At 41.1% G+C, this 25,429-nt stretch carries 24 protein-coding genes and 7 tRNA genes; 19 read left to right on the top strand and 12 right to left on the bottom strand.

From position 1 onward, the window contains the following. The first annotated feature begins 25 nt into the window (after positions 1-25). From ACJJVX_RS16200 to ACJJVX_RS16190, 3 genes are read left to right on the top strand one after another with little or no spacing between them, the layout of a single operon-like run. Complete coding sequence (locus ACJJVX_RS16200) at positions 26-346, top strand: YqcC family protein (protein ID WP_054454201.1); 321 nt, start codon at positions 26-28, stop codon at positions 344-346. After that, positions 339-1,103, top strand: a complete 765-nt coding sequence (gene truC / locus ACJJVX_RS16195) for a tRNA pseudouridine(65) synthase TruC (protein ID WP_054205444.1) — start codon at positions 339-341, stop codon at positions 1,101-1,103. Before ACJJVX_RS16200 ends, truC begins: the two co-directional genes overlap by 8 nt. After that, positions 1,103-1,552, top strand: a complete 450-nt coding sequence (locus tag ACJJVX_RS16190; protein WP_054205443.1) for a flavodoxin — start codon at positions 1,103-1,105, stop codon at positions 1,550-1,552. The genes truC and ACJJVX_RS16190 overlap by 1 nt, the downstream gene beginning before the upstream one ends. Before the next feature lie 50 nt (positions 1,553-1,602). Here ACJJVX_RS16190 and ACJJVX_RS16185 read toward each other — a convergent pair whose 3' ends face one another. Next, on the bottom strand, positions 1,603-3,186 hold the full coding sequence (locus tag ACJJVX_RS16185) for a LysM peptidoglycan-binding domain-containing protein (protein ID WP_054454206.1): 1,584 nt from the start codon (positions 3,184-3,186) through the stop codon (positions 1,603-1,605). 136 nt (positions 3,187-3,322) lie between these two features. Beyond that, the gene (gene gloB, locus ACJJVX_RS16180) at positions 3,323-4,108 is read right to left on the bottom strand and encodes a hydroxyacylglutathione hydrolase (RefSeq protein WP_054454208.1); all 786 of its coding nucleotides are present in this window, start codon (positions 4,106-4,108) and stop codon (positions 3,323-3,325) included. A gap of 52 nt (positions 4,109-4,160) precedes the next feature. On the opposite strand from gloB, the gene ACJJVX_RS16175 reads away from it, so the two are divergent. Further along, positions 4,161-4,919: a class I SAM-dependent methyltransferase gene (locus ACJJVX_RS16175; RefSeq protein ID WP_054454210.1), complete on the top strand. Its 759-nt coding sequence runs from the start codon at positions 4,161-4,163 to the stop codon at positions 4,917-4,919. On the opposite strand, the gene ACJJVX_RS16170 is transcribed toward ACJJVX_RS16175, so the two are convergent. After that, entirely contained in the window at positions 4,890-5,753 is an 864-nt protein-coding gene (locus ACJJVX_RS16170) for an MBL fold metallo-hydrolase (RefSeq protein ID WP_054454212.1), read from the bottom strand. The two genes, ACJJVX_RS16175 and ACJJVX_RS16170, sit on opposite strands and share 30 nt — an antisense overlap. Before the next feature lie 85 nt (positions 5,754-5,838). Beyond that, the gene (rnhA, locus tag ACJJVX_RS16165) at positions 5,839-6,306 is read right to left on the bottom strand and encodes a ribonuclease HI (protein WP_054454215.1); all 468 of its coding nucleotides are present in this window, start codon (positions 6,304-6,306) and stop codon (positions 5,839-5,841) included. A gap of 68 nt (positions 6,307-6,374) precedes the next feature. Here rnhA and dnaQ point away from each other — a divergent pair, with 68 nt between their 5' ends. The 10 genes from dnaQ to ACJJVX_RS16115 all read left to right on the top strand — a co-directional run bounded on the left by dnaQ (position 6,375) and on the right by ACJJVX_RS16115 (position 10,343). Continuing rightward, complete coding sequence (gene dnaQ / locus ACJJVX_RS16160; RefSeq protein WP_054205437.1) at positions 6,375-7,088, top strand: DNA polymerase III subunit epsilon; 714 nt, start codon at positions 6,375-6,377, stop codon at positions 7,086-7,088. Positions 7,089-7,096: 8 nt separating this feature from the next. Next, positions 7,097-8,473, top strand: a complete 1,377-nt coding sequence (locus tag ACJJVX_RS16155; RefSeq protein WP_054454217.1) for a TIGR03503 family protein — start codon at positions 7,097-7,099, stop codon at positions 8,471-8,473. Positions 8,474-8,571: 98 nt separating this feature from the next. Next, a tRNA-Asp gene (locus ACJJVX_RS16150) sits at positions 8,572-8,648 on the top strand. A 26-nt stretch (positions 8,649-8,674) separates the two neighbouring features. Further along, positions 8,675-8,751: transfer RNA gene (locus ACJJVX_RS16145), tRNA-Asp, on the top strand. Between the two features lie 41 nt (positions 8,752-8,792). Continuing rightward, positions 8,793-8,869 (top strand) — tRNA-Asp (locus ACJJVX_RS16140). 30 nt (positions 8,870-8,899) lie between these two features. Then, positions 8,900-8,976, top strand: a tRNA-Asp gene (locus ACJJVX_RS16135). 38 nt (positions 8,977-9,014) lie between these two features. Further along, positions 9,015-9,091, top strand: a tRNA-Asp gene (locus tag ACJJVX_RS16130). A 37-nt stretch (positions 9,092-9,128) separates the two neighbouring features. After that, positions 9,129-9,205, top strand: a tRNA-Asp gene (locus ACJJVX_RS16125). Positions 9,206-9,259: 54 nt separating this feature from the next. Then, a tRNA-Asp gene (locus ACJJVX_RS16120) sits at positions 9,260-9,336 on the top strand. A 293-nt stretch (positions 9,337-9,629) separates the two neighbouring features. After that, entirely contained in the window at positions 9,630-10,343 is a 714-nt protein-coding gene (locus tag ACJJVX_RS16115) for a helix-turn-helix domain-containing protein (RefSeq protein WP_054454220.1), read from the top strand. A 68-nt stretch (positions 10,344-10,411) separates the two neighbouring features. Here ACJJVX_RS16115 and ACJJVX_RS16110 read toward each other — a convergent pair whose 3' ends face one another. Beyond that, on the bottom strand, positions 10,412-12,337 hold the full coding sequence (locus ACJJVX_RS16110) for a S9 family peptidase (RefSeq protein ID WP_054205621.1): 1,926 nt from the start codon (positions 12,335-12,337) through the stop codon (positions 10,412-10,414). A gap of 163 nt (positions 12,338-12,500) precedes the next feature. On the opposite strand from ACJJVX_RS16110, the gene ACJJVX_RS16105 reads away from it, so the two are divergent. Both ACJJVX_RS16105 and ACJJVX_RS16100 read left to right on the top strand, forming a co-directional pair. Beyond that, a complete protein-coding gene (locus ACJJVX_RS16105; RefSeq protein WP_405632400.1) occupies positions 12,501-13,091 on the top strand; it encodes an ATP-binding cassette domain-containing protein in 591 nt (196 codons plus the stop codon). Then, positions 13,088-14,197, top strand: coding sequence for a DUF6136 family protein (locus tag ACJJVX_RS16100; RefSeq protein ID WP_054454222.1), 1,110 nt, complete (start codon positions 13,088-13,090; stop codon positions 14,195-14,197). The genes ACJJVX_RS16105 and ACJJVX_RS16100 overlap by 4 nt, the downstream gene beginning before the upstream one ends. A 9-nt stretch (positions 14,198-14,206) precedes the next feature. Here the strand turns inward: ACJJVX_RS16100 and fadE are convergent, their stop codons facing one another. Next, entirely contained in the window at positions 14,207-16,663 is a 2,457-nt protein-coding gene (fadE, locus tag ACJJVX_RS16095; protein WP_054454223.1) for an acyl-CoA dehydrogenase FadE, read from the bottom strand. Between the two features lie 285 nt (positions 16,664-16,948). Between fadE and ACJJVX_RS16090 the strand changes: the two genes are divergently transcribed. Further along, complete coding sequence (locus ACJJVX_RS16090) at positions 16,949-17,713, top strand: class II glutamine amidotransferase (RefSeq protein ID WP_054205625.1); 765 nt, start codon at positions 16,949-16,951, stop codon at positions 17,711-17,713. A gap of 114 nt (positions 17,714-17,827) precedes the next feature. Here the strand turns inward: ACJJVX_RS16090 and ACJJVX_RS16085 are convergent, their stop codons facing one another. The 5 genes from ACJJVX_RS16085 to cmoA form a co-directional block, all read right to left on the bottom strand. Next, positions 17,828-18,613, bottom strand: a complete 786-nt coding sequence (locus ACJJVX_RS16085; protein ID WP_405632573.1) for a DUF3108 domain-containing protein — start codon at positions 18,611-18,613, stop codon at positions 17,828-17,830. Next, positions 18,567-19,214: a phosphoribosylglycinamide formyltransferase gene (gene purN / locus ACJJVX_RS16080; RefSeq protein WP_405632396.1), complete on the bottom strand. Its 648-nt coding sequence runs from the start codon at positions 19,212-19,214 to the stop codon at positions 18,567-18,569. Before purN ends, ACJJVX_RS16085 begins: the two co-directional genes overlap by 47 nt. Further along, positions 19,214-20,266, bottom strand: a complete 1,053-nt coding sequence (gene purM, locus ACJJVX_RS16075) for a phosphoribosylformylglycinamidine cyclo-ligase (RefSeq protein ID WP_054205628.1) — start codon at positions 20,264-20,266, stop codon at positions 19,214-19,216. The genes purN and purM overlap by 1 nt, the downstream gene beginning before the upstream one ends. A 191-nt stretch (positions 20,267-20,457) precedes the next feature. Continuing rightward, entirely contained in the window at positions 20,458-21,426 is a 969-nt protein-coding gene (cmoB, locus tag ACJJVX_RS16070; protein WP_054205629.1) for a tRNA 5-methoxyuridine(34)/uridine 5-oxyacetic acid(34) synthase CmoB, read from the bottom strand. Positions 21,427-21,441: 15 nt separating this feature from the next. Then, positions 21,442-22,167: a carboxy-S-adenosyl-L-methionine synthase CmoA gene (gene cmoA, locus ACJJVX_RS16065; RefSeq protein WP_054454227.1), complete on the bottom strand. Its 726-nt coding sequence runs from the start codon at positions 22,165-22,167 to the stop codon at positions 21,442-21,444. 115 nt (positions 22,168-22,282) lie between these two features. Between cmoA and ACJJVX_RS16060 the strand changes: the two genes are divergently transcribed. Next, entirely contained in the window at positions 22,283-22,969 is a 687-nt protein-coding gene (locus ACJJVX_RS16060) for a DUF3334 family protein (protein WP_054205631.1), read from the top strand. Positions 22,970-23,116: 147 nt separating this feature from the next. Here the strand turns inward: ACJJVX_RS16060 and ACJJVX_RS16055 are convergent, their stop codons facing one another. Then, entirely contained in the window at positions 23,117-24,373 is a 1,257-nt protein-coding gene (locus ACJJVX_RS16055) for an adenylosuccinate synthase (protein WP_054205632.1), read from the bottom strand. A gap of 122 nt (positions 24,374-24,495) precedes the next feature. On the opposite strand from ACJJVX_RS16055, the gene ACJJVX_RS16050 reads away from it, so the two are divergent. Beyond that, entirely contained in the window at positions 24,496-25,386 is an 891-nt protein-coding gene (locus ACJJVX_RS16050; protein WP_054454230.1) for a LysR family transcriptional regulator, read from the top strand. Positions 25,387-25,429: the final 43 nt, after the last annotated feature.

The following is a 25,429-nucleotide window of genomic DNA, read 5'->3' as shown; positions in this document are numbered from 1 at the left end:
CCAATATTTATCAAAGAGGGTGGTTATGTACCAATTAACCCAAACCTATTTAACGCAACTTAAAGCTTTATTAAAGCAGCATCAACTTTGGCAAAATGAACCTATTGATGTTCAAGCGTTAGACTCAACAGTGCCTTTTTGTCACGATACAATGGCGTTTGAGCAGTGGTTACAATTTGTATTTATTGAAAAAATGCAAATGTTAGTCACTCATCAACATCCATTACCAAGTAATTTTTCAATTGCGCCGATGGCCGAGCTAATGCTGACAAAAAAAACCGGTGCGGCAGCCATCACTGCATTACTCTCTGAGCTTGATAACATTTTAGGAAGTGGTCATGAATGAACGCCCTGAGCCAATTGAATTTGGTGAATTAGAGGTTTTATATCGCGATGAAAACTATATTGCTATTAACAAACCATCAGGTCTGCTGGTTCATCGTTCATTTTTAGATAAGCATGAAACACAGTTTGCAATGCAAATGTTACGAGACCAAATAGGTCAGCATGTTTTTCCAGTGCATCGTTTAGATAGGCCTACCTCGGGTATATTGCTTTTTGCATTAAGCTCTGAAGCTGCGCGTGATATAAATCAGCTTTTTATTGATGGTCAAATATCTAAACGGTATTTAGCGTTAGTACGTGGTTTTGCACCAGAGTCGGTATTTTTAGACAAGCCACTTAAAGAAGAGCTTGATAAAATAGCTGATAAGTTTGCAGATCAAAATAAGGAGCCACAAGAGGCGCAAACCCAGTTTAACTGTTTACATCAAGCTACGTTGCCGATCCCGATTGGTAAATACCCCACTGTACGTTATTCGCTGGTGGAATGCTTTCCTAAAACGGGGCGAAAACATCAAATTCGCCGTCACTTAAAACACTTATCATTGCCAATTATTGGTGATGTAAATCACGGTGATAATCAGCATAACCAGTTTTTTAGAGAGCATTTTGAATTACGTCGATTAATGTTATTTGCAACGGAGCTTAATTTTGTGCACCCTTATACTCAACAACTGATCAATATTAAAGCGCCGTTAGGTGAGGCAATGCTTACTATTTGCCAACAACTTGGCTGGCCAAATACAGAAAAGGATTATTAATGGCACATATTAGTATTTTTGTAGGCAGTGTTAATGGCGGCGCAGAACGTTTAAGCGATGATATTGCAAAAACAATTGAGCAAGTGGGTCATACAGCCGTTGTAATTACTGAAGCATCACTTGATGATATAAAAAATGCCTCGCATATTTTAATTGTTACCTCAACTACAGGGCAAGGTGATGTGCCAAGTAATTTAGCGGGGTTATATTTTGCTATGAATAGCACTTCCCCTATGTTGACAGGCAAACCTTTTGGCGTGATAGCGATGGGAGATAGGTGCTATGGTGAAACATTTTGTGGAGCAGGGAGAAGCTTTGATGAGTTATTACGCGACTTACAAGCAAAGCCTGTTGGTAATCGCTTAGAAATAGATGCCAGTGAAAACTTTGAGCCATGGCCAGTAACAGAGCCTTGGCTAAAGCTGTGGTTAACGAAGCTTCCAGAGTAAGTAAAAAGAGCGCATGAGCGCTCTTTTTATTAGTTATGTTTTAGCTTACGTTATGTGCTTTTTACATCAACTTTTAGCTTTAACTTTTGCCCGGGTTGTAAGTATTTTTGCCCTGAGAGATCATTCCATTTAATAATATCGTTGATCGTTAGGTTAAACTTAGATGCAATGCGCGCGAGTGAGTCACCGCGACGGACTTTATAGATAATCGTACGGTTGGTGCTAATTAATGCTGTTTGGGTGTTCTTAGCACTTTTATACACAGTTAGCTTTTGGCCTAAACGTAATACGCTATTCTTTTTAAGTTTGTTCCATTTAGCGAGCTCATTAATGGTTACATCGTATTCTCGACTTATATCCCATAACGTATCACCACTTTTAACCGTGTGAGAGAGCTTCTTTTTCGTGCTTTTATTCACGGCCATGCGTACTTGTTTGGGTAAGTGCGCGCTATTAATCGCACCATCACTTAATGGCACGAGTAACTGTTGACCAACACGAATTGTATTTGATTTAAGTTTATTCAGTGACTTAATTGCAGCGGCGCTGGTTGAGAATTTATTAGCAATAACCGATAAGCTATCACCATTGGCGACAATATACTGCTGCCAGCGTAAGCGATCTTTTAAGTCAGTTTTTGCGAGTAACTGCTGAAATTGTTCTACTTTATCAGAGGGTAATAATAAAAAGTGTGGGCCATTAGGATCTGTTGCCCAGCGGTTAAAGCCCGGATTTAAACGATACAACTCAGTTAAGCTAATATCGGCCATATCTGCGGCGAGTGCTAAGTCAATTTGTGAGCCAATATCAACGACTTCGACAACTTGTGCATTAATGATCGGATCCCATTTAAGACCAAATTCTTCTTGACGTTTTAATAAGTCAGACAAGGCTAATAGCTTTGGTACATACGCAGTGGTTTCACTGGGTAAATCAAGAGACCAAAAGTCAGTTGGCAAATGCTTTTTACGGTTCTTTTTAATTGCGCGTAATAAGCGACCTTCACCTGAGTTGTATGCTGCTATAGCGTTGAGCCAGTCACCTTCAAGGGTTTTATGCAAATACGACAAATAATCAAGTGCCGCACGGGTTGATTGTACAATGTCACGACGGCCGTCGTACCACCAGTTTTGTTTTAAATCAAAACGTTCCCCTGTTTGTGGCATGAATTGCCAAATACCAGAAGCTGTACGGTGTGAGTAACCAAATGGGTCGAAAGCACTTTCAACAATGGGTAATAGCGCAATTTCAATTGGCATTTCACGTTTTTCAACTTCTTCAACAATAAAATGCAGGTACGGCTCGGCTCGTTTCGAAATGCGATCTAAATATGATTGATGACGGGCATAGTAATTACGCTCAGTAACAACAGGTCGATTTTGTGGCACTTCAATCGATAATTGGTAACGGATTCGTTCCCACACATCATCAAAAATAGGCGGCGCTTCATCAAGTTCGTTGACTTGTTGATATTGCGCATTAATCATTAATGCTTCGCTGATGTCGTTAGGGCTTGCGCCATTAAGCTGCTGCTCTTGTTGATTGACAATAACGTCATCAGATTGTGTTGATGTCAATGTCTGACAACCACTTAGCGTTAGTGCCAAGGCTAAAACGAGGGGGGATTTCTTCATAAATACCAATACATCAGGTAAAAAACTCGGCAAATACTACCCGTTATGACACGGTATTACCACTTTATGACCGTTTTAAATATGCAATAATGGGCTGTTTATCAGCTAACTAAATAATCTGTTTAGATTTTTTACACTAAAAATGATCTTTCCACGCTCTAAGACTTGCAAAGCGTTGCCAAGGTTCATTATTTTGTTTTAGTTGTGTTGCCATTACGCAAAATTTCTTTGGTAAGTACTCTGTTATTGATGACAAATCACTGCGCATAAATGGGTTTATTTTTCGCTCTTGTTTTAATGTGCTTGGCAGCGTGATTTCATTTTTCTGACGCTTTGCCCTCACCCAGTCATTGTAATAAATCAGATCTGGATTGTTAGGTTCTACAGCCAATGCAAATGCTAGGTTGGCTTGGGTGTATTCATGAGTGCAATAAATTTTACAGTCATCGGGTAGCGTTTTTAGTTTATCGAAAGAGTGATACATTTGCTGCGCCGTGCCTTCAAATAAGCGTCCACATCCACCACTAAATAACGTATCTCCAGTAAAAGCTAAAGTGGGATGGGTATAGCAAATATGATCCAGCGTATGTCCAGGTGTTGTCATAATAGTAAATTGAGTCCCCAGAACCGTTAAACTATCGTTATCCTTGAGCGGCTTAGTTATTCCTTTAAATGGACTGTTGTGTGGGCCATATACGTCAATATAATTAAATTCCTCGCACAAAGTGGCTATGCCATCAGTGTGATCATAATGATGATGCGTGATTAGAATTCCTGCGAGGGTTAAACCATGTTTTGCTAAATGTGCTAATACAGGCTCTGCTTGACCAGGATCGACAACCCAAACTTGATCACATTCAGCTCGACTTAGGCACCAAATATAATTATCAGAAAAGGCTTTAATTGCTTTGACTTGCACCATGTGGCATTGCTCTATAAAGTGACGATATTAAACATTATAACGAGCTTAGCGCATGAAACCAGCCCTTAGTTTTCAAGAAGGACCCAAACCACTGTCGTGGCAAGAGTTTCCTCATGGTGACTACTTACGTTGCGATATAGAGCGAAAAATGGGGAAGTGGTTGCCGCGTATGTTTGGCTATCACATGCTCAAGCTTGGTAATTTAAGTGGTGAACTCAATACCAGTGAAAGCACTATTAAACACCAAGTTTGCGTCGCTGAATCTGGACCATTTACAGGGGTGGTTGCTGATATAGATGAACTGCCATTTTATGAGCACAGCGTTGATGCATGTATTTTAAGCCATTGCTTAGAATATCATTCAGATCCACACCATATATTACGCGAAGCACATCGTACCTTGATCCCTGGTGGTTATATAGTTATCACCGGCTTTAACCCATTTAGTTTATGTGGGCTTGCGCAGTTATTACCTTTTAGTGGCCAAAAATTGCCATGGACTGGGCGCTTTTTTACACCTGCACGGGTAAAAGATTGGCTTAATCTACTGGGATTTGAAATTGTCAGCGATGAGCGTTTTATTTATTCTTCACTGGCGCGTGGTAATCGGTTGTCTCGGTTTGCACCATGGCGACGCTTTACAAAACAATACCTAAAGCCAATGGGGAGTGTTTATATGATCGTAGCACGCAAACGTGTTACACCACTGACCCCGATAAAACCTAAATGGCATGCACGGCCACAGTTTTCACCTGTAAAAGGAGCGGGCCTTCGCCAAACCTCAAAGCAGCACCGTGAGCGGGATCGTTAAATATCGTTGCCTATTTTGTTGAGGTTGCGGCAACTGGCCTGCGCGAATATTCATTTGTATTGCCGGATGTAGTAATTTTGGCGCGCTGAGTGTTGCATCACGGTTATTACGCGTTGCAATATAATCCTGTTCGGTGGTTTGTAAGTGTATATTGCTAATACGTTGCTCTTTTACAGATGTTTTATTAGCAAGTGCGCGGCCATTAGGTTGGTAGTCATGGCACATCCATAAAATCGTTTCATTTGGTAAAGCTAAAATGCGTTGCAACGACTGATATAGTTGCTCAGCACTGCCACCAGGGAAATCACATCGCGCCGTGCCACTATCTGGCATAAAAAAGGTATCGCCTACAAATAAATTACCGGCAATAAAAAAGCTGACGCTATCAGGTGTGTGACCAGGTGTTGCTAGTACTTGCACAGTATGCTCGCCCAGCGTAAAACAGTCGTTATCACTAAAAAGTAAGTTAAAAGGGACTCCATCGCATGGCATATCAATATTGTAAAGGCGGCTAAAGTGAGCTTGTACTTGGACTATATTTTTACCGGTAGCCAATTTGCAGGGATTATATGCACCTAAATGCTGTTTTATGTAACTTGCAGCAGTAATATGATCAGCATGAGCGTGTGTTTCTAATATCCATTCTAATGTCAGTTGTTTACGGTTGATGTGAGTAATAATGTCATCAGCAGTTTCAAAGCTTAATGTACCGTTCGCCGCGTCAAAATCAGCGGGGGCATCGATCAACATGGCTGTTTTAGTCGTTAGGCAATAGACTAAATACGTAAATGTAGCACTTTGTTGATGAAAAAAAGACTCGACTGAGATAGACATTTTACAACTCCACTATATGATATATCTAAATCTTATATCATATAACCAAGTTGTAAAATAGTGTGCGATGAATTACCACCTGGTATTATTCAGGGTTATAACCTTCATCGAGCAATAAATCTTTGCTGCCTGCGGCATCACGGGCTAAATCATCAACAATTTCATTGTATTTATTGCCACTATGGCCTTTTACCCACTTCCACGTAACGTTATGGCGGGCACAGGCCTCATCAAGACGTTTCCATAAATCAACATTTTTCACCGGCTTTTTGGCGGCAGTTTTCCAGCCACGCTTTTTCCAGTTTGCAACCCATGACTCAATACCTTGCTTTACGTATTGGCTATCGGTAGTAAGATTTATATCGCAAGGGCGGTTTAGACTTTCAAGTGCAACAATGGCTGCCAGCATTTCCATGCGATTATTGGTCGTGAGTGTGTAGCCTTGGCTTAATTTTTTTTCGTGGTCATTATAAAACATAAAAATACCATAACCGCCGGGGCCCGGATTACCTAAACATGAGCCATCGGTGTAAATCTCTACGGTTTTTTGCACTGTTTTCCCTTGATCTTATGTACAATAAAGTGATTATAGAAAGATACCAGAGTCAGGCTAAATTCGATATGGCACGTAGACAAATAGTTTTAGATACAGAAACCACCGGCATCGACCCTAAACAAGGGCACCGCATTATAGAAATAGGGTGCGTGGAATTAGTGAATCGCCGCCTTACGGGGAATAACTTTCATGTATATATTAACCCACAGCGAAAAAGTGAAGAAGAAGCTATTGATGTTCACGGTATCACCAATGAGTTTTTACGCGATAAACCGTTGTTTCATCAAATAGCTCAAGAATTTTTAGACTATATTAAAGGGGCTGAGCTAGTTATCCATAATGCACCGTTCGATGTTGGTCATATGGATAATGAATTTGCCTTGCTTAATCAGGGCTATCAAAAAACCCATGATTACTGCCAAGTTCTCGACACCCTCAAAATGGCGCGTGACTTGCATCCAGGACAGAAGAATAACCTAGATGCGTTATGTCGTCGTTATGATGTCGATAACGCTAAGCGTACGTTACACGGCGCGCTACTGGATTCTGAGATCTTAGCGGATGTTTATTTAGCGATGACGGGTGGGCAAGTAAAGCTCAACCTAAATCAAAATAAAAATCAGGGCAGCGAACAGCAGCAAAAAGAAATTCGTCGCTTAGACCCAAACCGAGCCCCTTTAGTTGTATTACACGCGACCCACGATGAGCAGCTCGCTCATAACGAGCGACTAGATATAGTCAATAAAGCTGGCGGCCAATGCGTATGGCGCGCCGAATAAGGCAAAACATGAGAAGTATACTGTTAGCTGTGTGTTTAGCATTCATGCTACCGAACACTGGTAATGCAACAAGTGAAGATAAAATTACGCTATTACAGCGCGATGGGCAGCAAAATGAAATTCCATTGCTTGAAAATCGTTTTCGCATTGATCACAAAATTGATGAAATAACATTATTGTTTTTTCGTAAGCCCGGCTCACCTGCTGTTGTACTAGTTAGACCCGATGGTAGTAAATACTATTCAACGTCGCCGCGCAATGACGCAAACCTAGAATGGTTTGATGAACTTAGCTATGATTTGATCACGATTAAGCAGCCAATGGCTGGGCCTTGGCAAGTGGTTGGCAGTATTTTACCTAATAGCCGTATAGTGGTGCTCGGTGAAATTGAGTTGCAGGTTGATCCATTACCGTCGCTGTTGTTTCGTGGTGAAACAGTCAAAGTCACAGGAAAGGTTCTCAATGATGGTGAACCTATTAAAGTTGGCCTGTTTCGTGATGTGGTTAGTTTACATGTAGACTTTATAAGTACTAATAATAGTGATTACGCAAATTTTGGTGCCGGAACACAAGCTGTTGCAGAATTTAAAGATGACGGGCGTGGTTTTGACGAACGCCCTAAAGATGGTATTTTTACTGGCGAATTCAAATTAGTATTTCCAGCAGGGCAATGGCAACCCGAGCTGTATATTGAAACCCCATTATTAAAACGCACCGTTGTACAAGATATGATAGAAGTAAAAGAGCCACCTTTTAACTATACAATCGCGTTAGCTGAAGATGATCTGCAAGAACATCAATTAACAATTACCCTTGATAACCAAATAGTGCAACCAGAGACGGTGTTGATCCAAGGGAAAATTTATTACCCCAATAATGAAGAGCAAATGTTCACGCTTGATGCCAATAAAACATTAACACGAGAGCTTGCAATAAAAAATTATGACTGGGGACGATACAGTGTTGAGCTTTCTGTTTTTGGTACAAATATTAATGGCCGAGAATTTATGGCGACTCTACCTACATATAAATTTGAAATAGAGCGACCAATTGAAGCCGTACCAGAAATTGAAAAGCCGGTTATGACAGCAGCCCAGCTACAAGAAATCGAAAAAGCGGCAAAAGAAGCCGAAGCAATGTCGACTATGACGCTAATTAGTTTAATTATTGGCGGGAATTTACTGGTTTTATTACTAGGCGGGTTAGCAATTCGTGTATTTGTACAGAAAAAATCAATTTTGCCAAAAATCAATTTACCGTTTTTGAAGAAAAAATCAGCAGTGGATCCAACGCCGCAAAGTAATGAAAAAAAAGAAGTTGGTGAAAATGGTTCAAAAAATGACAAATCAGGTGAAATTTTAAACCTTTCGATGTCGGATGACTAAAAAGGCTGTAAAAAAACAAAAAAGCCCTTGACGAAATAGGTGTTGGTTCGTATTATTCACGCCGCTGCCAAGGGAGACCTAGACAGCAACGAAAATAAGGAGTGGTAGTTCAGTTGGTTAGAATACCGGCCTGTCACGCCGGGGGTCGCGGGTTCGAGTCCCGTCCACTCCGCCAATTTTCGAAAACTTGTAAGTAAAGCTGGAGTGGTAGTTCAGTTGGTTAGAATACCGGCCTGTCACGCCGGGGGTCGCGGGTTCGAGTCCCGTCCACTCCGCCAACGCTTACACAACATATGGTTGTAAAACATATTCTTATTATGGAGTGGTAGTTCAGTTGGTTAGAATACCGGCCTGTCACGCCGGGGGTCGCGGGTTCGAGTCCCGTCCACTCCGCCAATAAGAAAAATAACAGTTTAAATATGCGCTGGAGTGGTAGTTCAGTTGGTTAGAATACCGGCCTGTCACGCCGGGGGTCGCGGGTTCGAGTCCCGTCCACTCCGCCAACTATTTAAACAATGTTATATTACAAAATTTGTATGCTGGAGTGGTAGTTCAGTTGGTTAGAATACCGGCCTGTCACGCCGGGGGTCGCGGGTTCGAGTCCCGTCCACTCCGCCAACAAATTAAGTAATAACAAGTATAATGATATCTCTGCGGAGTGGTAGTTCAGTTGGTTAGAATACCGGCCTGTCACGCCGGGGGTCGCGGGTTCGAGTCCCGTCCACTCCGCCACTTGATATCATGAATAAAATTAGTAAGTGCATTACCCCATGCACATACCACTGCGGAGTGGTAGTTCAGTTGGTTAGAATACCGGCCTGTCACGCCGGGGGTCGCGGGTTCGAGTCCCGTCCACTCCGCCACTTGTTATTTCCTCAATAACAAGTTTATAAAATCCTTGTATAAATCTTTTAATAAAACATACTTTGGCTATCAGCTATCAGCTATCAGCTATCAGCTATCAGCTATCAGCTATCAGCTATCAGCTATCAGCTATCAGCTATCAGCTATCAGCTATCAGCTATCAGCTATCAGCTATCAGATCGACTCTTTTATACTAACCTGTTAATATTCCTTATTATTCTTCATTATTCAGCTTCTTATATCTGTATGAATAGCTAAGAATCTAGTCTCACTTTAAAAAGGAAGCACTAAGATGAGCACATTAGGTCAACAACTAAAGCAGTTAAGAAATAATAAAAAATTGAGCCAACCTGAATTTGCAGAGCAAGTGGGTATAGAGCAAAGTTATCTATCAAAGCTTGAAAATGATAAATCCATCCCTTCTAATGAAATATTTAGATCTTTGCTTCGAGCATTAGATATGTCTATCGATGAGTTTATGAAACCGCTTATGACCAGTGATGACAAAGTAAGGTTAATTCAAATACCAGATGTGGAGCAGTGGATTAAAAGCCAAGCCATTAATACTGCGGTCAAACAACGGAAATTTATTTATTGTGCTATGTTTTTAATATCGTTTGGCTGTGCGTTGTTTTATGCAGGGCATAAAAACTACGTGTTTAATGAACAGTTTTATGAATATCAATCTATTGGTGTTATTAAACCGAATGAGCCATTAGAAATTTTTAATCATTGGCGAACGCTTATTGTAGATAAAACTAAAGTTGATGAAAAGCGCAGAGAGATGATAGCAAGACGTGTTGAATTGAGTCAGTTTATCTCTGTGTATAAAGGTGGATCATTCTCTGAAAATGTGGACGGTGGGACGCGAGTATATACTTTTAAAAGTAAATTGCAGCCTATTCCCCATTATGGCAATAACTGGCTTGAGTTTATTGGACTATTCGCAGCATTGTTTGGTATAGCACTGGCAGTATTTGAGCCAAAGTTAACACGCCACCAATAAAAAGCTGCATGCTAACAAGCACACAGCCTTTATTTTAAATTTAGCCCATACTTGTATGGGCTAACGCACTATTTTAAATAGGTATCTAAAAAGTTTAAGTAAGCGTTAGAAGCCGTAATACGGTTTTCTTTTTTACTAAAACCATGGCCTTCATCATCAAACAACACATATTCTACGGGTACGCCATTGGCTTTTACCGCAGCAACCAGTTCATCACTTTCTACTTGTAAAACGCGAGGATCGTTCGCACCTTGAATAACCATCAATGGTTTGGTGATATTCTTAGCGTGAAATAATGGCGAAATAGCACGATGACGTTCACCGTCAGTCGCTGGATCGCCCATTTCATCGTACAGTGACTTTTTAAAGCTTTCCCACCAAGGCGGAATAGAATTTAGGGTACGTACCCAGTTTGTAACGCCAAAAATATTAATGCCGACTTTAAATTCTTCCGGTTCAAAAGCCAGTGCTGCTGCGGTCATAAAGCCGCCATAGCTGCCGCCCATAATACCGATTCTATCAGCATCAACCCAATCCAGACCTTGTAAGTGCTGCTTACCAAATACAATATCTTGTAAGTCGTCGGTGCCGTGTTTTTTATCATCTAGGTGGAAAAATGTTTTACCATAGCCTGAGCTGCCACGGTTATTAACGGCAAAAATGGCGTAACCATGATTCACTAAATGTTGCTGCATAGCACTGTAACCGGTGCGGCTTTGCCCACCTGGTCCGCCGTGCACCCAAATAAGCGCAGGAACTTTATTTGTGCTGCTTGCTTGTTTTGGTTTGTATAAAACGCCAGGTATTTCAAGGCCATCAAAACTTTTAAAGCGAACGATTGTGCTTTCAACTAAGTCGTTTTGGTTAATTTCTTTACTTAGCGTATTTGTAAGCTGTTTTGCTTGATTGCTGCCAACTTGCCACACAAATAAATTACTTGGCGACGTATCTGAGTTTAGATAAAACGCCATCGTTTTTTCATCGCTTGAAAAGTTAACGCTGCGCAAGTTGCCTGCGGGTAATGTCGGCATCGCAATTTCTTTGCCTGTTTGGGTATCGATCACGGTTACTTTGGTGCTCGCATCAGCATTTACACCACTTACTTGATAACGGCCTGATTTAGAGAAGTAAATAAAACTCACATCCCAATCATCTTTTAATGCAGCGCTATGTTCACCGGTGGCTAAGTCATAACGCCATACCTGTGAAAACTCACCTTTAGCGTCTGTTGAGTAATATAAATATTTGCTGTCAACAGAGAAGGTGTCAGGGCTGTACTGTGCTGGTGTGTCATGCTTTGAAATTAATTGCGGTTTGAGTGATTTTTTATAGGTATCAAGAATAAAGGTATCGCTGTCTTTATTGGTATTACTTTTAGATAAAGCGATATAGCGACCGTCGGGGCTAATTGCACCTACGTTTAGGCCTAATGTGTTTTGATAAACAGGCGTTATTTTATATGTTTTGCTATCAACGCGGTACAAGTCCATAAACTTCGCGTCGCGTTTATTACTGGTGATAAAAAATTGGCTGCCATCTTTAGTAAAACCTGCAAAACTTGCGCGGGTTTCATCCCCTGGCGTTAAATCTTTGACTGTGCCATCAGCTTCGCGTACGTACACGTGGTAGCGTTCGTTACCGCCTGAATCTTTGGTAAATAATACCCGATCATCATTTGGGAAGTAACGCACAGGGTAGGTGCTGTCTTCAAAATTAGTTAAACGGGTTTTATCGCCAGTTGTAGCGTTTACTTCGTATAGGCTATAAATACCACTTTCATCACTACTAACTAAAATTTTGTCGCCTGTTGAGGAAAAACTATTGCCCCTGATTGAAGTCGTATCAAAAAAGGTGTCAGCATTATACGTTTTAATAGATTGAACTTGCGGAGCTTGTGTACTTACGGCGCTATTTGATGGAGTCGATTGACTACACCCGCCCAATGCAAGTGTTATTGCACAGGCAACCGTTGCGAATTTTAAAGATTGTTTCATGGTTACATTCCTTGATTTATTGTTATGACGTTTTTAGTCTTACCTGAACACTTTTTAAACGCAAGTGATTAATGATTGTTAACTGCAACAAAGTGTTACAAAGGTTGTATCGTTTTAAATACGGCTAGCGATATAATGCTTACTCATACAAAAGGAACTATTTATGATTGAAGTCATTGGCTTAAATAAACAATTTACAACCAACGCGCTATATAGTGACTACAGCATTACATTTACAGCCCCACGAGTGTGTATTGAAGCACCTAATGGACAAGGTAAAACCACGCTACTGATGATGTTAGCGGGGCTTGAAAGCAGGCAAAGTGGTGAGTTTTTATTTTCCGGAAATACGCTCAATGACCCTCATAATCAGGTTGCGATCGCCAGTGACAGAATTGCGTTACCTGACTTTTTAACAGCTAAACAGATTATTAATTTATCTGTGAGTGCACTGAGGTGTGATTGGCCTTCAGCACTTATTAGCGGTTTTAACTTCAATGAATTTTTAAATACTCGCTTTGATGTGTTGTCATCGGGTAACCAAAAAAAATGTCAGTTGATATTGGCTTTAATGCGTGGCGCACCTTATTTATTACTCGATGAGCCCAGTGCAGCGCTTGACCAAACGAGTATCCATTATTTATTAACTTTACTTGATGATTATTTACTCGATAAACCAGATGGGCAAATAATTATTACCTGCCATGAACCCGAAGTGTTTATCGAACATGGCTTTGAGTGTATGTCTTTATGAGTAGCATAACTATTAAGCAAACAATTACTCAATATCACGCATTTATGGATTATCGCTATCAGGCCTATAAAAATGAACTTGCGCAATTGTTAGTGCAACTTAAAAATTTTGGCTTATTATTTTTTGTGGTGTTGGGATCGGCCATGCTTGGTATGATACTGCTACTATTTTTAGGACTGGGCAAAATCATCGACAGTGCTGATGCGCCGCAACACGGTGCACAAATGGCGTGGCTGTACTTACTATTGCAAAGTGTGATGCTTAGTGCGATGAAATCCGCTATTAAAAATAGTCAACAACGGCTATTTCAGCGAACGATTGTAAAGCCTGGCTGGCTTAAGTTAATGGATATTAAGTTATTACTATTAAGTAATGGGTGGTTGGTAGCAAGCGCGGTTATTGCGTTTGATTTAACCCTTACACAGTGGTTAAAAGCCCCGCACTTCATACTGTTTATGTCGCTACAATTTGGTTTAGGGATTTTATGCTTATATAACTCTCGGGCATTGACGATCGGTTTTTTATTGAGTGCTATTTTAGTATGTGTTCCTGTTGAAATACAGCCACTGATTTATCATCTCGGGTTTGTTTTACTATTTACGTTGAGTTTATTTATCCCTCAGGTAGCGCTAGGAGCTCGGTTATCTGTCAGTTCATTACTGAGCTTTTGGGTGATGTTCTTTGTTAACCATACATGGGTTTTAGTATGGCGATGTGCGCTTTTACTGTGTGTATTTATGTCATCAAGTACATTATTGCATGAGCGGCCTGATTTAGCGGAGATATTCACTATTCTAGCTCTGGCTTTTATTGTGTTATTTACCAGTTCTTTGCAATTTGATTGCGGTAAACTGCATGAAAAGTACCAGCTATTTTTTAAAGCGAATAACCAAGCAAGGCGTTTCTTTATAAGCCAGTTCGTTCCTGGCATGATATTTTTTAGCATAGCGCTGGCTGGGTTTATGGCTTTATCTAAGCAAGAAAATTATGTATTGCTGATTATGAGTTTAATATGGTGTGGCTTGCAGCTCTTTGCAGCGAAAAAAAAACCAGCGCATTATGCGCTGGTTTGGATATGTGTAACTGCGTTACTACTTGCTTTTTAATTTAAAAGGTTAAGCAGCATCTGCTTTTTTAGCGGCACTGTTACGTGCCGCTTTACCTGCAAGTAAATCAGCAGGGTCAAAGTCATCAACGTTAATAACATCTAAGCGCGCTTTTTCAACGCTTGCCAGCTTGTCAGCTTCGGCTTGCGTTAAAATACCGGCTTCAAGTCCCATTTGTGCAACTTTATCAAGTTGGAAGAATGGCAGTTTAAGGCCTTTTTCACGACATACTTTGTCAAATAACGGCTCAACTGCAAGTACGTCTTTAAGCGTTTGTTCTTGACGCCCTACTAAGTTAAGCGGCTCATTTTTCAAGTATACGTAGCTTGCTAAACGATTACGCGTTTCGCTTGGTACTTGGAGTATTTGTGCCAATTTATGCTCCAGTTTGTCGGTAGGTTTACGAACCGGGCGACCAAACGGGAATAACAGAAGCTTAAGTGCCGCGCGTAGCGGGGCAGATGGCATGTTATTAATTAAATCAGCCAGCGCACGTTGGCAGTGGTAAAGATGATCTTGACAGCTCCATTGTACAAGCGGTAAGTCTTCTTTTTTACGGCCTTCGTCGTTATAACGTTTAAGCGTTGCAGACACTAAATATAAGTAACTAAGTAAATCACCTAAACGAGCAGAGATACGTTCTTTACGTTTTAATGAGCCACCAAATACAGCCATACTGATATCAGACATTAGTGCAAGTGATGCACTAAAGCGTGACGCTGTACGATAAAACTCAGCTGTTTCGTCTTTAAATGGTGTAGTTGCAAAGCGTGCACCAGTAAAGGTCATCCACTTAGTACGTACTAGGTTAGACAGTGTAAAGCCAATATGACCCATTAATGCTTTATCAAATACCGCAAGTGCTTCTTCACGATCTTCAATTGCGCAGGCACCCAATTCAGTCAGAACAAATGGGTGACAGCGGATAGCCCCTTGACCATAAATAATCATATTACGGGTCAAGATATTTGCACCTTCAACGGTAATGGCAATCGGTGCACCTTGATAGCCACGACCTAAATAGTTATTTGGCCCAAGCATAATACCTTTACCGCCGTGAACATCCATCGCATAGTTGGTAGAGTCACGCATTTGTTCGGTTAAATGATATTTAATGATTGCAGATACAACCGATGGTTTTTCACCTAAATCAACAGCACCGGTAGACATGCTAACGGCAGCATCGGAGCTGTACGCATATCCTGCAAGTTTAGCAAGTGACTCTTCAACACCTTCCATTTGGCCAATAGGTAAACGGAATTGACGACGAATACGACTATAAGCGCCACTGGCAAGCGCAATTGTTTTAATACCACCGGTTGAGTTTGATGGTAATGTAATTGCACGGCCAACCGATAAACACTCAACGAGCATACGCCAGCCTTGGCCTGCCATTTCTGGGCCACCAATAATGTAATCAAGCGGTACAAAAATGTCTTTGCCTTGAGTCGGGCCATTTTGAAACGGCACGTTCAGTGGAAAGTGGCGACGGCCAATTTCAACACCCGGCATATCCGTTGGGATCAATGCACAGGTAATGCCTAAATCTTTAGTGTCGCCTAATAAACCGTCGGGATCTTGCATTTTAAATGCAAGCCCAAGTACTGTCGCAACAGGCGCAAGGGTGATATAACGTTTATTCCACGTTAAGCTCAAGCCAATGACTTCCTCGCCTTCCCACATACCTTTACAGACAACGCCATAATCTGGAATTGCACTGGCATCAGAGCCGGCTTCTGGTGACGTTAGGGCAAAACATGGGATCTCTTTACCACTTGCAAGACGTGGTAAGTAATGATCTTTTTGTTCTTTTGTACCATAGTGCTGTAATAACTCGCCTGGGCCTAATGAATTAGGGACACCAACAATAGACGAAAGTAGAGTCGATTTACTGGTTAGCTTTTGTAATACACATGACTGTGCAAATGCAGAAAATTGTAAACCGCCATATTCTTTTTTGATGATCATGGCAAAGAATTTATTATCTTTAAGGTATTGCCATACATCTTGCGGTAAGTCGGTTAACTCGTGAGTTGCTTCCCAATCGTCCAACATGCCACATACCACTTCAACTGGGCCATCGATAAAGGCTTGCTCTTCGATAGTTAGTTTTGGCATTGGATATTGGTGTAACTTATCCCAGTCTGGGCGACCGCAAAAAAGATCGGCTTCCCACCATGTAGTACCTGCATCAATGGCTGACTTTTCAGTTTCAGACATTGTAGGGGTTACTTTTTTGAACATGGCAAAAACAGGTTTAATAATATATTGCTGACGAATGCCAGTAACAGATAATGGCACTGCGATGATCAAAAAGATCAACCAGCTAATTGCGCCAAACGCACCTGCAAAGGTACCAATGACAAGTGTTGCGATAGAAACGCCAAGGGCAGTATTCCAGCTCGCTCTGTGGTAACTCGCAATGCTAAGCAGCACGATTAAACCAAGTGTAAATATGAGTGTCATGTATTCAATCCTTAATAGAGGTCAGACCACCTCTGTTAGAGTAGCGTTAGATTAGTTAATTATCAAGTGGCTAAATGAGAATAATGTGAGTTTAGTCACATGTTTGTAACGAGTATAACTCAAGGCCTCAAACATAAGCTTGCCTTGCACTTGCTAATGCTTAACAATACTTAGTATTACAGTGTGAGCCGATTGTGAGTGTACTTTTTAATTTCTAAAATAATCGGATGTACAGCTTAGATCTATAAGCTATTAACAAGTTAATTTTAAAGGTTAATTTATTTTATGTGTGAGTTGCTTGGGATGTCGGCAAATGTGCCTACGGACATTTGTTTTAGTTTTTCAGGCTTGTTAGAGCGTGGTGGAAATACAGGTCCTCATCGGGATGGGTGGGGAATTACATTTTACGAAGGGAAGGGATGTCGTACGTTTAAAGATCCTGAGCCAAGCTATCGATCTGAAATTGCAAAACTCGTTAAAGCGTATCCGATCAAAAGTGTGTCGGTGATAAGTCATATTCGCCAAGGTAACCGGGGCGAAGTGTGCCTTGAAAATACGCATCCATTTACACGTGAACTGTGGGGTAGAGAGATCACCTATGCACACAACGGCCAGCTTTCTAACTATCATGATTTGAAACCTGACTTTTATCGTCCTGTGGGTGATACCGACAGTGAGCTGGCATTTTGCTGGTTATTGGATAAAATTCGTGAAAAATACCCTCAGTGTCCAGAAAATATGGCCGTTGTGTTTCGCTATGCGGCAGAACTGGCACATACGCTGCGTGAAAAAGGGGTATTTAATATGCTCCTTACAGATGGTGTATATGTACTGGCGTATTGTACTAATAATTTACATTGGATCACTCGCCGTGCACCCTTTGGAAAGGCTACGTTAATTGATGCCGATATGGTGGTGGATTTTCAAAAAGAAACTACGCCAAATGATGTTGTGACAGTTATTGCGACTCGCCCTTTAACAAACGATGAGCGGTGGCAAAAGATGGAGCCTGGTGAGTCTGCATTATTCAAAATGGGTGAGTTAATTTAGCCGTCAGTTCTAACGTTTGAATTTAACTCATGTGGGTATAAGATGAAATGCTCAAGTTATAATTATCATACTTGAGCGTTTCATCTTGGATAGAGAAACAAATTTACTCTGGTGCTATTTCGCTTTTACTTCTTCAGGTAAAGCAACAGGGCTGGTTACAGTAAACGATTTAAGCTGCACTTCGAATTGTTCTACACCTTTTTCGCCTTTCCACATTCTTACCAGCATGTAATCCATTTCAGGGGCAAACCAAGCAAGAGCTTGGCGTTTATCGTTATCGTATAAACGTTTCACTTTAATTGCTTCAATATTGCCGATAGGTAATGAAATAGTTTCTTTACCTACAACTTCAAAGTTGTAGTCTCTACGGTTGCCTTTTTTATCAATTAGCGGGTATGAAAAGCTGGTTTTACCCATTTTTAGTTCTTCACGCACTTGTACTTGATATGACAACGAATCTTGAAATTCATCGGTCCATTCGCAATCGAGAGGGTATTTGCTTTGACTGCTGTTAACTATCTTTTTTTCATTATCAAATTCGATAGCGTAATCTTTATCAGGCCCTGTGCCTTTGCGTTCCATCGTGTAGTTGAGCGGTGTGATTTTCGTATTACCGTAAATGAAACGAGAGGTTTCTTTACGTGAATCGGAAAAAATCATCCATTCAATATCACTGTGATACGTGACTTCATAGGTGTCATCATCGAGTTTTTTGAGAGTACGAATTGCTTTGCCATGATTTTCGCCTTTTCTGAGGACATCATAACTTGCTTCATATTGAGTAAGGTCACCAGCAATTAAACTAGTAGGAAGTAATAAAGTGCCCGCACATAATAGCAAGGCACTTAGTTTTTTATTCTGGGTAGTGCGCGCCGTGTGCAGGAAGTTGTTTTTCGTCAAGAACTGCATAATCTGCTTCCATAGTAAGTCGTTGTTCACTGAACCACTTGACCACCAAAGGATAGATTATATGCTCTTGTGCATGCACGCGTTTTGCTAATGTGTCAGCAGTATCATCTGCCAGCACTGGAACTTTGGCTTGAAGAATGACTGGACCGCCGTCTAATTCTTCAGTAACAAAGTGCACACTTACGCCATGAACGTCATCTTTTGCATCAATAGCTCTTTGGTGGGTATTCAGCCCCTGGTACTTAGGCAACAAAGAAGGATGAATGTTCAACATTTTTCCTTTAAATTTTTGCACTAAGCTAGGAGTAAGAATACGCATAAAACCAGCTAATACAACTAGATTTGGTGCGAAAGTATCTATAACGTTCATTAATTGCGCATCGTAGGCTTCGCGCGAGTCAAAATCTTTATGGCTAAGCACAGCTGTTGCTATGCCCGCTTGTTTCGCTCGCTCAAGGCCATAAGCGTCTGCTTTATTGCTAATAACAGCCGCTATGTTTGCGTTTATCTCGCCACTATTACAGGCGTCAATGATGGCTTGTAAATTAGAGCCACTGCCTGAAATTAAGACTACTAGACGAGAACGGACCATTAATCACGGCCGCCTAGGATTTCTACTTGCTCCTCGCCTTCTTTAGCATCGTGGATTTCACCAAGGTGCCATGCGTTTTCGCCAAGATCTTTTAAAATCGTTAAGCTTTGCTCAAGCTTGTCAGCCGGAACAACTAATACCATGCCTACGCCACAGTTAAATGTACGGTACATTTCATGGGTAGTGATGTTACCGTTTTCTTGTAACCAGTTGAAAATACCAGGCCACTGCCAGCTATCACCTTTGACAACTGCTTTTGCAGATTCTGGTAATACGCGTGGGATATTTTCCCAAAAACCGCCACCAGTAATATGCGAAAGGGCATGTACGTCTACTTGTTTGAATAACTCAAGCAATGGTTTAACGTATATGCGTGTAGGTTCAAGTAGTGTTTCACCTAATGTTTTGCCTTCAAATTCTGCACTTGTATCTGCGTTAGATACTTCAAGTACTTTACGAATTAAAGAAAAGCCATTTGAATGAGGGCCACTAGATGCAAGAGCGATAAGCTGATCGCCTGCAGCTACTTTAGTACCATCGATAATATTTGCTTTTTCAACTACGCCAGTACAAAAACCAGCCATGTCGTAATCTTCGCCTTCGTACATACCCGGCATTTCAGCAGTCTCACCACCAATTAATGCACAGCCTGAGATCTCACAGCCTTTACCGATGCCTGTTACTACATCTGCTGCAGTATCTACATCAAGTTTGCCTGTTGCGTAGTAATCTAAGAAGAATAACGGCTCAGCACCTTGAACGATAAGGTCATTTACACACATAGCAACTAAATCGATACCAACAGTATCGTGCTTTTTAAGGTCGATCGCTAAACGTAATTTAGTACCAACACCATCTGTGCCTGCAACAAGTACTGGCTGTTTATAGCCAGCTGGGATTTCGCAAAGTGCGCCAAAACCACCGATTCCGCCCATAACTTCTGGACGACGCGTTTTTTTAACTACGCCTTTAATACGCTCAACAAGTGCATTACCGGCATCGATATCTACGCCCGCGTCTTTATAACTTAGAGACTGTTTTTGTTCGCTCACAGGTTTTCCTCAAAAAAGTTGCATGTGGTTGCTTAGAAACGCGCGTATTTTACAACAATTGCAAGGGCGCGGCTAGTTCAAATAGTAAGTTTACTATTATTGACAAGGACAGTTGTCCGTATAATGACACAATAGATTTAGCTAACAGGTGCTAGGTAGTTCCTAGCACCTAAAACTTAGTCCCTTTTGTATTAAGCCTTTGCAGTCAGAATTGCACGTAAGGGGGCTGGGTAGCCTTCAATGGTTTTAGTGGTATCATTTGGATCGAGAAAATCGATAAGCGATTCGTTTTCCATCCAATCTGATTTACGTTGTTCTTCAAGTGTTGTAATTGCACAGTCTTTAATTTTCACATCTTTGAAGCCAACACGCTCCATCCATAGCTTAAGAGCCGCCGTGCTTGGAATAAACCACACGTTACGCATTTTTGCATAACGGTCAGTCGGTACTAATACTGTATTTTCATCGCCTTCAATAACTAAGGTCTCAAGTACTAATTCACCACCTGGGCGAAGTTGTGCCTTTAGTTGGGCTAAAAAATCAATGGGTGAACGACGGTGATAAAGTACACCCATTGAAAATACAGTATCAAAGGCTTTTAATTCAGGGAGAGCTTCAACGCCAAGTGGCAATAAATGGACGTTTTCATCAGGGTTAAAATGTTTGATAGCTTGAAACTGACATAAAAATAAATCAGAAGGGTCAATGCCGACCACAAACTCAGCGCCTTCACCACGCATACGCCATAAGTGATAGCCCGAGCCACAGCCAATATCTAATACTGTACGCCCTTTAAGAGGCTCAATATGTGGCAGTAAACGATCCCATTTCCAGTCACTGCGCCATTCAGTATCAATCTCAATGCCGTGTAGGCTAAAAGGACCTTTACGCCACGGCATCATGCGTTTTAATAAATGGATTGTTTGCTTTTGTTCGCCGTCGGTCATTTCGCCGGGTGCGCCAATCTGCACTTTATCAGTGATATTTACATGTTTGGTCGTTACTTCTGGCAGGTTTTTTAACACTTTTTGCCATTTAGGCAAGTCACCGTGACTGGCCTCGTTTTGCCAATGTTTTAATTGACTAGGCAATGTCTCGAGCCAATGGCTAAGAGGGCTTTGCGCAATGGCAGCATAAAATTGATTAAACCATGAAGACATTAAATATTTCCTAAATTACTTAATTGCTACTAATGAGCAAAAATTAAAACATTGATACCATACTTGAGTTTGGCTAAAACCAATATCACTGAGCCGTGTAAGGTGTGCGTTTAGCGTATCTGGACGCATTACATTTTCAATTGCCGTGCGCTTTTGGCTTATTTCTAATTCAGAATAGCCATTGTGGCGTTTAAAGTCATGATGTAAATCAATCAACAAATTATCGCATTGCTCATTTTCACCTTTAACTTTTTCGCTTAACAATAATACGCCACCGGGTTTTAAATTTGCGTATATTTTTTCAAGTACCGCTTGGCGTTGTGCTGGTGGTATAAATTGCAGCGTAAAATTCATTGCGACGACTGATGCATTTTCGATATTTAACTCGTTAATATCGCCAAGCGTTACTGTAACAGGGACTTCTGAGCGAAAGCCGTGTAAATGCAGTTTACACCGTTCAACCATGGCCTCTGAATTGTCGACCGCAATAATCTGGCAGTTATCGGTACGAATATTACGGCGTATACTCAATGTAACCGCACCAAGCGAGCAGCCTAAATCATATAAGTTTGAATTACTCTGTGCGTATTGACCCGCTAATTTGCCCATGGTGCTTACAATAGTGGCGTAACCCGGCACAGAGCGCTGGATCATATCTGGGAAAACTTCTACTACATGTTGGTCAAAGCTAAAATCTTTAACGGCTTGCTCAGAGGCATAAATACTGTCTTTTATGTTCACACAAACAGTCTCTTGAAAAATAATAGGGCTATTTTAGCATTTTATACTGGATAGTCAGTGATAATTTCAGTAGCTTGGCTAGAATAATGAATAACAAGTATAAAAAGAGAAGTTTATGAGTAAAAGTAAAGTAATAAGCACAGATGATATATTGGCCACTCTTTGTCACTCCGTAACGGGAGTACTTTCTTCAGCCAGCGGCAACAGCATTAGTTACTCAGCAATGGTACAAAAAATAACGCGTACCTGTATGCGTCCAGACATTGGCTGTTTTGTATTGTTCGATGGTGGGTTTACTGGTTTAGTTATTACAAACTTCACTTCGCAAGCTGCGATGGAAATTTATCACGATTATATGCGTAATATGGGTATGCCTGAAAATGAGATTGCCCACAGTCATTTATCTGATGATGTATCAAATGTACTTGGTGAATTAATGAACCAAATTGTGGGTGACTTTACGTCAAAAGTGCGTGAGCAACTACATACTTCTATCACCCAAAATCAACCTAAAATGATGGCCATCAACAAGCAAGTGCAAATATCTGTTGATACCACTATGGATAGACCACAAGCACGGCGAGTGACATTTACCACCGCTAAGCAAAATATCTTTTATTTAGAATTAGCGATGGATAAAACTGAATTTATCAAATTGCATGATTTTGATATCGTAGAGGCTATAGATCCTGACGATATTATTGAAAATGAGGCAAAGCAAAAAGCTGAAAAAGCGAAAGCTGCGGATGATGCAAAAGCAATCGACGCTGATGACGATTTTATGGCAGAGCTTGGGCTGTAAAGTCACGGAGTTTTAAAGCTGTAAGTATAAAAACAAGAGCGCGAGTGTACCTTGCGCTTTTAGATTTAAGTATGAATCCACTTTTTAATTAATCTGGATCCAAGACTTTAGTAATATGGGTTTCTAAATGAAACCCATTTATACATATTAGCGAATAATCATTTGCTCACGCTCTGGGCCCACAGACACCATACTTACAGGTACCCCCATCAGTGTTTCGATGCGTTCTACATAGTGCTGCGCTGCAGTAGGCAGACTGTCGAAGGTACGACAACCAGTAATATCTTCATCCCACGCTGGCATGCTTTCATAGATTGGCGTTAAGGCTGCTGTTTGTGGCCAAATAGGGTTTTCGCTGTGATCGCCGGCATAACCAACACATATTCTTAAATCTTTCATGCCAGATAGGCAATCAATTTTAGTTAATGCAATTTCAGTGGCAGCTTGTAATTCAACTCCGTTACGGGTGGCAACTGCGTCAAAATAACCCATATCACGTGGGCGGCCAGTCACTGCGCCATATTCGTTCGCGCTTTCACGAAAATTGTCTTGCTCTGCCATGGCGGTAACTAATGTGCCTGTACCGACAGATGAGCTAAATGATTTAGCCACAGCGATAACACGCTCAGGGTGCAAAGCTGGCAGCCCACTGCCAATTCCTGCATAGGCGGCAGTAACGTTTGATGATGTAGTATACGGGTATTCGCCGTAAACTAAATCGCGGCCTGCGCCTAATTGTGCTTCAAACAATAAATTGGCATTTTGCTTTTGCAGGGCTTTTAAAGGCTCTGTTACATTACAAATAAACTCACGCCACGGGGTAGTGACGTCTAACAGCCACTGAGTTATTTGTTCTGCTGTTTGTGAATAATCACAACTTGGGTATAGGGCTTTTAGCTGCGGCATTTTCCAATCCAGCATAAACCGAATGCGCTCTAATAAAACCTCAGGTTGATTTAGCCAACCAACTAAAATGCCTTTTTTCATTACGCGATCGCCGTATGCGGGTGCAATTCCTTGACGAGTAGAGCCGTAAGCGGCGTCACCTAGACGTACTTCTTCGAGGGTGTCTTCAAGGGCGTGTAACGGCAAGCAAAGGGTTGCACGATCAGAAATACTCAGCTTTACCTCAACGCCAGCGGTTTTAACTTCAGCGATTTCTTCGCTTAATGCAGCAGGGCTTATCACCATACCTGGGCCTAATACGGCAATACAATCTGGATTAAAAATGCCGCTTGGTAATTGGTGTAGTTTAAACGTGCCAAACTCATTTACAACGGTATGACCGGCGTTGTTACCACCTTGAAAGCGAATGCTTGCAGATGCGTTCTCTGCTAAAAAATCGACGATACGGCCTTTGCCTTCATCACCCCAGTTTGCACCTACAACAACAATTGACGGCATAATTTAATCTCCAAATTGATTGAATGAATATGGTATGCTCACTATCTAAATAAGAGAAATTAATTATAATTATTATCCTGATAAGAATTTCATATCGATTTTAGATAATTAAGGTCATCAAGATGTTAGATATTCATTGGTTAAAAACCTTTGTCACATTAGCGGAACTAAAACATTTTGGTAAAACCGCCAACGCACTGCATATGACACAGCCCAATGTTAGTTTGCATATTAAGCAACTAGAAAAAATGACACGGGTAAAATTGATAGAACGTAATCCCTTTAGTTTGACCCAAGCAGGTTTACGGCTATTAGAGTCTGGACAAAAAACCTTATGGGAATTACAAGTTTGCCAATCTGACTTAAATGCGATTAATGAACTACGCCAAGGCACACTGACAATTGCCGCCAGTGATATAATTTCTCGTTTATTGTTGATTGAGCCTTTTCAGTTGTTTAAATGCCAGTTTCCGGGCATTGACTTTACTTTGCTCAATACAACGTCTTCGCAAGCGTCAGCATTGGTTAAAAGTGCTGAGGCAGATTTAGGGTTTGTTATTGCCCAAAAAGAAAGTGAGCCGCTGCATTTTACGAAATTACAGCAGATAAAATGGTGTGCATTAGGTAATCATCTAAAGTTATGGCAACAAACCAAAAACGATAACAATATTACACTGACTGAGCCGCCAACATTAATCTTACTAGGCCATGATACGCGAACCCGAGACTTGCTCGATAGTGCTTTGCCATCTTTAAATTTACCAAATTATCGGGTGATGGAAGTGGGCAGTGTGGATGCACAAATTGATTGGGCTGAAGCGGGCTTTGGAGTTGCAATCGTGCCGGAGTTTTCACTGCTAAGTAAAGCAAATTTAACCACCACCGTCACCGCCTTACCACAGTTTCCAACTACGAGTTTAGGTTACATTGTGCGGCAAAACCAGGTGCTTTCAAAAGCAATAAAACAATTGCTGCATTGGGTGAGTGAAGAGATCTCACGTAGTTATCGTTAACAAGCTTGATAGCAATAGTTATTTCTTCGTTAATTTTAACAAC

It is taken from the genome of Pseudoalteromonas sp. Ld20, assembly GCF_045064175.1.
Lineage (GTDB): Bacteria > Pseudomonadota > Gammaproteobacteria > Enterobacterales > Alteromonadaceae > Pseudoalteromonas > Pseudoalteromonas neustonica.
Note: the sequence above shows the minus strand (reverse complement) of the source record. Positions and strands in the feature narration are given on the sequence as shown.

Coding starts and splice junctions, on each gene's coding strand:
- ACJJVX_RS16190 (WP_054205443.1), top strand. CDS start 1,103: ATGGCACATATTAGTATTTTTGTAGGCAGTGTTAATGGCGGCGCAGAA.
- dnaQ (WP_054205437.1), top strand. CDS start 6,375: ATGGCACGTAGACAAATAGTTTTAGATACAGAAACCACCGGCATCGAC.
- ACJJVX_RS16170 (WP_054454212.1), bottom strand. CDS start 5,753: ATGTCTATCTCAGTCGAGTCTTTTTTTCATCAACAAAGTGCTACATTT.
- cmoB (WP_054205629.1), bottom strand. CDS start 21,426: ATGTCTTCATGGTTTAATCAATTTTATGCTGCCATTGCGCAAAGCCCT.
- ACJJVX_RS16200 (WP_054454201.1), top strand. CDS start 26: ATGTACCAATTAACCCAAACCTATTTAACGCAACTTAAAGCTTTATTA.
- truC (WP_054205444.1), top strand. CDS start 339: ATGAATGAACGCCCTGAGCCAATTGAATTTGGTGAATTAGAGGTTTTA.
- ACJJVX_RS16060 (WP_054205631.1), top strand. CDS start 22,283: ATGAGTAAAAGTAAAGTAATAAGCACAGATGATATATTGGCCACTCTT.
- ACJJVX_RS16090 (WP_054205625.1), top strand. CDS start 16,949: ATGTGTGAGTTGCTTGGGATGTCGGCAAATGTGCCTACGGACATTTGT.
- ACJJVX_RS16110 (WP_054205621.1), bottom strand. CDS start 12,337: ATGAAACAATCTTTAAAATTCGCAACGGTTGCCTGTGCAATAACACTT.
- ACJJVX_RS16105 (WP_405632400.1), top strand. CDS start 12,501: ATGATTGAAGTCATTGGCTTAAATAAACAATTTACAACCAACGCGCTA.
- purN (WP_405632396.1), bottom strand. CDS start 19,214: ATGGTCCGTTCTCGTCTAGTAGTCTTAATTTCAGGCAGTGGCTCTAAT.
- ACJJVX_RS16115 (WP_054454220.1), top strand. CDS start 9,630: ATGAGCACATTAGGTCAACAACTAAAGCAGTTAAGAAATAATAAAAAA.
- ACJJVX_RS16155 (WP_054454217.1), top strand. CDS start 7,097: ATGAGAAGTATACTGTTAGCTGTGTGTTTAGCATTCATGCTACCGAAC.
- ACJJVX_RS16100 (WP_054454222.1), top strand. CDS start 13,088: ATGAGTAGCATAACTATTAAGCAAACAATTACTCAATATCACGCATTT.
- fadE (WP_054454223.1), bottom strand. CDS start 16,663: ATGACACTCATATTTACACTTGGTTTAATCGTGCTGCTTAGCATTGCG.
- ACJJVX_RS16175 (WP_054454210.1), top strand. CDS start 4,161: ATGAAACCAGCCCTTAGTTTTCAAGAAGGACCCAAACCACTGTCGTGG.
- ACJJVX_RS16185 (WP_054454206.1), bottom strand. CDS start 3,186: ATGAAGAAATCCCCCCTCGTTTTAGCCTTGGCACTAACGCTAAGTGGT.
- gloB (WP_054454208.1), bottom strand. CDS start 4,108: ATGGTGCAAGTCAAAGCAATTAAAGCCTTTTCTGATAATTATATTTGG.
- ACJJVX_RS16050 (WP_054454230.1), top strand. CDS start 24,496: ATGTTAGATATTCATTGGTTAAAAACCTTTGTCACATTAGCGGAACTA.
- ACJJVX_RS16055 (WP_054205632.1), bottom strand. CDS start 24,373: ATGCCGTCAATTGTTGTTGTAGGTGCAAACTGGGGTGATGAAGGCAAA.